This is a genomic window from Amycolatopsis sp. SID8362 (genome assembly GCF_010550475.1).
GTDB classification, from domain to species: Bacteria; Actinomycetota; Actinomycetes; order Mycobacteriales; family Pseudonocardiaceae; genus Amycolatopsis; species Amycolatopsis eburnea.
Window position 1 is genome coordinate 1 of record NZ_JAAGNB010001121.1, and the last position, 3583, is coordinate 3583.

Sequence of the window (3583 nt, forward strand, 5' to 3'; positions counted from 1 at the left end):
CCGACGACGCCCTGCCCCTGCGCGTGGTCGTCGGCGAGGAGCTCGCGCTGGCGCACCGCCCCGCGCACAAGGAGGACGTCGCCCAGTGGCTCGGCGAGCACGACGCCGCGCCGTTCGCGGACACGCGGTTCGAAAACATCGCCCCGACCCTGCGCACGCGGCTGCTCACCGAGCTGGCCGCCGAGCGCAAGGGCGTGCGCGTGCTCGTGCTCGACACCCCGGACCGGCACACCAGCGACGTCGAGAGCTGGGCCGGGCTGGCGCGCGAGCTGGCCGGGCGCGGCCTCGCCGTCGTCGTGCTGACCGCGACCACCCCGCTGTCCGCGCTCCCCTTCCCGCCCGCGCTCCTCGGCGCCGCCGAGCAGCCGGAGCCGCGGCACCTCTCCCCCGAACCCGCCCCCACCGAAGAGCTCCCCGAGAGCACTGACGAGGTCTCCGAATGAACGCCTTCCGCATCGCGCGCAACGAACTGCGCCGCCTGTCCACCGGCACGATGCCGAAGCTCGCGCTGGTCGCGCTCGTGCTGGTGCCGCTGCTCTACGCGTCCTTCTACCTCTACGCGAACTACGACCCGTACGGCCGCCTCGACAAGCTGCCCGCCGCCGTCTTCACCAGTGACGCGGGCGCGAAGGACTCGAGCGGCCAGGAGCGCAACGTCGGCCGTGAGGTGACCGACGAGCTGGTCAAATCCGGCACGTTCCAGTGGCACGAGGTGTCCGAGCAGGAGGCGCGCGACGGCGTCCGCAACGACAAGTACTCGTTCGCCATCGGCATCCCGAGCGGCTTCTCCGCCGCGCTGCTGTCGGTCGGCAACTTCCAGCCGCAGCAGGCGACGATCACGCTGACCACCAACGACGCCAACAACTACCTGTCCGGCACCATCGCGAAGCAGGTCGCCGAGCAGGTGCGCAAGACGATCGCGGAGAAGGTCGGCAGCGAGGCCGCGGACCGGTTCCTGGTCGGCTTCTCCACCATCTACGCCAAGATCCAGGAAGCCTCGACCGGCGCGTCGCAGCTCGCCGACGGCGCTTCGCAGCTGAAGTCCGGTCAGCAGCAGCTGGCCGACGGCGCCGCGAAGCTCGCGGACGGCTCGTCGACGCTGGCGACCGGCCTGGGCACGTTGAAGAGCGGCACCGCTTCGCTTCCTTCGCAGACCCAGCAGCTCGCGAACGGCGCTTCGCAGGTGGCCGCCGGGGACCAGAAGGTCGCGGACGCGGCCTCGATCGCGGCGACGGCGTCGTCCGACATCCAGGGCAAGCTCGACTCCTACCGCAGCCAGCTGCAGACCGACCTGCGCGACGCCGGCGTGCCGGAGGCGCAGGTGCAGGCGATCCTCGCGAAGGCCGACCAGCTGCGGTCGCCGGTCGACCAGGCCAACGGCAAGATCCAGCAGGCCAACGGCGACCTCGGGAAACTCGCCGACGGCGCCCGCCAGGTGTCCGACGGCGCGGCCAAGCTCGCCGCGGCGTCCCCGCAGCTGGCGAGCGGCATCGCACAGGCGTCCGACGGCGCGAACCAGCTGCGCGACGGGGCTTCCCAGCTCAACGACGGGGAGAAGACCGCCGTCAACGGTACGAACCAGCTCGCGGACGGCGCGGTGAAGCTGCGCGACGGGCTGGCCGCGGGCCTCAAGGAAATCCCGAACCCGGACGACCCGACCCGCAACGCGACGGCCAACACGATCGCCGACCCGGTGGCGGTGAACGCCAACGGCGAGGCGTCGGCAGGGACGTACGGCGCCGGGCTGGCCCCGTTCTTCATCTCGCTGGCCACCTGGATCGGCGCGTTCGTGCTGTTCCTGATCCTGCGGCCGCTCTCGACGCGGGCGCTGACCGCGGGCGCGTCCCCCTTCCGCGTCGCGGTGGGCGGCTGGCTGTCCTCGGCGCTGCTGGGCACGGCGCAGGTGATCGTCCTGTTCGGCGCGGTGACCTGGCTGGTCGGCATCCACATCGCGCACCCGCTGGGCGCGATCGGGTTCGCGGTGCTCGTCTCGCTGACGTTCACGTCGGTGGTGCACGCGCTCAACGCGTTCTTCGGCGCGGTCGGCAAGTTCCTCGGCCTGGTGCTGCTGGTGCTGCAGCTGGTCAGCGCGGGCGGCACGTTCCCCTGGCAGACGATCCCGGACGCGCTGTACCCGCTGCACGTGGTCCTGCCGATGGGCTACGCGATCGACGGCTTCCGCCACCTGTTCTACAGCGGGGCCACGGTGCAGATCCTGGGTGACATCGGGGTGCTGCTCGCCTACCTGGTGGGCGGGATCCTGGTGTCCACGCTGGCCGCGCGCAAGCGTCGCGTTTGGACGGTGTCGGCGCTCAAGCCCGAGCTGAGCCTGTGAGCGGCGGGACGAAGCAGAAGCTCTTCGAGGCCACGCTGGAGCTCTCGAAGAGCCGGGGCCTGGTCGGCTTGACCGTCGACGACATCGCGGCCGCGGCGGGGGTCGCGAAAGGGACGGTGTACTACAACTTCGGCTCGAAGGACGGCCTCGTCGACGCGCTCCTGCGGTACGGGGTGGACATGCTCGCCGGTCGGCTGCGCGCGGCGGTCTCTTCCGGTGATCCACTGGACGTGATCGAGGCGCAGGTCGACACGACGCTGGAGTTCATCGCGCAGTACCCGGGGTTTTCGCAGATCCTGGTGAGCGAGCTGTGGCGGACGCCGGGCCAGTGGCACGGGACGCTTTCGCTGCTGCGCGAGGAGATCATCTCGATCGTGAAGCAGCAGCTGTCCCGGCTGGAGTCGGCGGGGCGGTTGCCGGAGGGCGTGGAGATCCCGACGGCGGCGGCCGGGCTGTTCGGCACGATGCTGGTGGTGGCGCTGGACTGGCAGGTGTTCGGGCCGCAGCGGACGAGGGCGGAAGTGCGGGACGCGGTGATGGTCCTGATCCGCGGCCTGGGCCGCCGCTGAGCCGCGCCGGCCGTCGTGTGGCCCGGCCAGAGGTAGTGAATGACTCATTCATGTCGTCCGACGACATGAATGAGTCATTCACTTCGCCCGACGTCAGGGTCCCGGCAAAGTCGCGTCGGCGAGCGGGTGACCGGCTGCAGGCTGGCCGCGTGGTCTGCCCGGCGTCGCGGGGATGCCATGAAAGGGTCGTTCATGTCGTCCGGCGAGGTGAACGACTCTTTCATGACATCGCGGATGGGGCGGATCGGCCGTGCTGCCCGACTTTGCCGGGGCCCTGTCGCCCGACGTCGTGAACGACTCGTTCATGACGTCCGCTGCGTCCGCCCGCGGACCCCGCGGGACAACCTAGGCGGTTCCTGGGTTCCGGTGCCCTGAGAGTGCGCCTTCGCGGCAGTCGGCCGGCCAGCCGCGTCAGGGGCGGTCTTCCAGGCGGGCCCGGACCGCGGCCGCGTAGGTGTCGACCGCCGTGGCCGCTGCCGTCAGCTCGCAGGGGCCGTCGATCAGCAGGCGCTTCGCCGGGACGTACGCCTGCTCCAGTTCCGGGTCGGCGGCCAGGCCGTGCTCGCGGGCCAGCTCGTGTTCGGCGGCCAAGCGGGCGCGCAGTTCCTCGCGGCGGGCCATCAGGCCGTCGAGGACCGCGCGCTGGCGGCGGCCGTCCTCGACCGCCGGGGCGACCGCG

At 71.5% G+C, this 3583-nt stretch carries 2 protein-coding genes and 2 pseudogenes; 3 read left to right on the forward strand and 1 reads right to left on the reverse strand.

Going from position 1 to position 3583, the window contains the following annotated elements:
* The 3 genes and pseudogenes from G3I65_RS35175 to G3I65_RS35185 form a co-directional block, all read left to right on the forward strand.
* Window positions 1-443, forward strand: a pseudogene (locus G3I65_RS35175) (ABC transporter ATP-binding protein); the annotation flags it as partial.
* Window positions 440-2335, forward strand: coding sequence for a YhgE/Pip domain-containing protein (locus G3I65_RS35180; protein ID WP_160699924.1), 1896 nt, complete (start codon window positions 440-442; stop codon window positions 2333-2335). The pseudogene G3I65_RS35175 and the gene G3I65_RS35180, both read left to right, overlap by 4 nt.
* The gene (locus G3I65_RS35185) at window positions 2332-2904 is read left to right on the forward strand and encodes a TetR/AcrR family transcriptional regulator (RefSeq protein ID WP_160699925.1); all 573 of its coding nucleotides are present in this window, start codon (window positions 2332-2334) and stop codon (window positions 2902-2904) included. Before G3I65_RS35180 ends, G3I65_RS35185 begins: the two co-directional genes overlap by 4 nt.
* Window positions 2905-3315: 411 nt before the next feature.
* Here the strand turns inward: G3I65_RS35185 and G3I65_RS35190 are convergent.
* Window positions 3316-3583 (reverse strand): annotated as a pseudogene (locus tag G3I65_RS35190) (serine protease); the annotation flags it as partial.

What these genes read in the sequence shown, in the direction of transcription:
- G3I65_RS35180 (WP_160699924.1), top strand. Translation starts at nt 440, where the DNA reads ATGAACGCCTTCCGCATCGCGCGCAACGAACTGCGCCGCCTGTCCACC.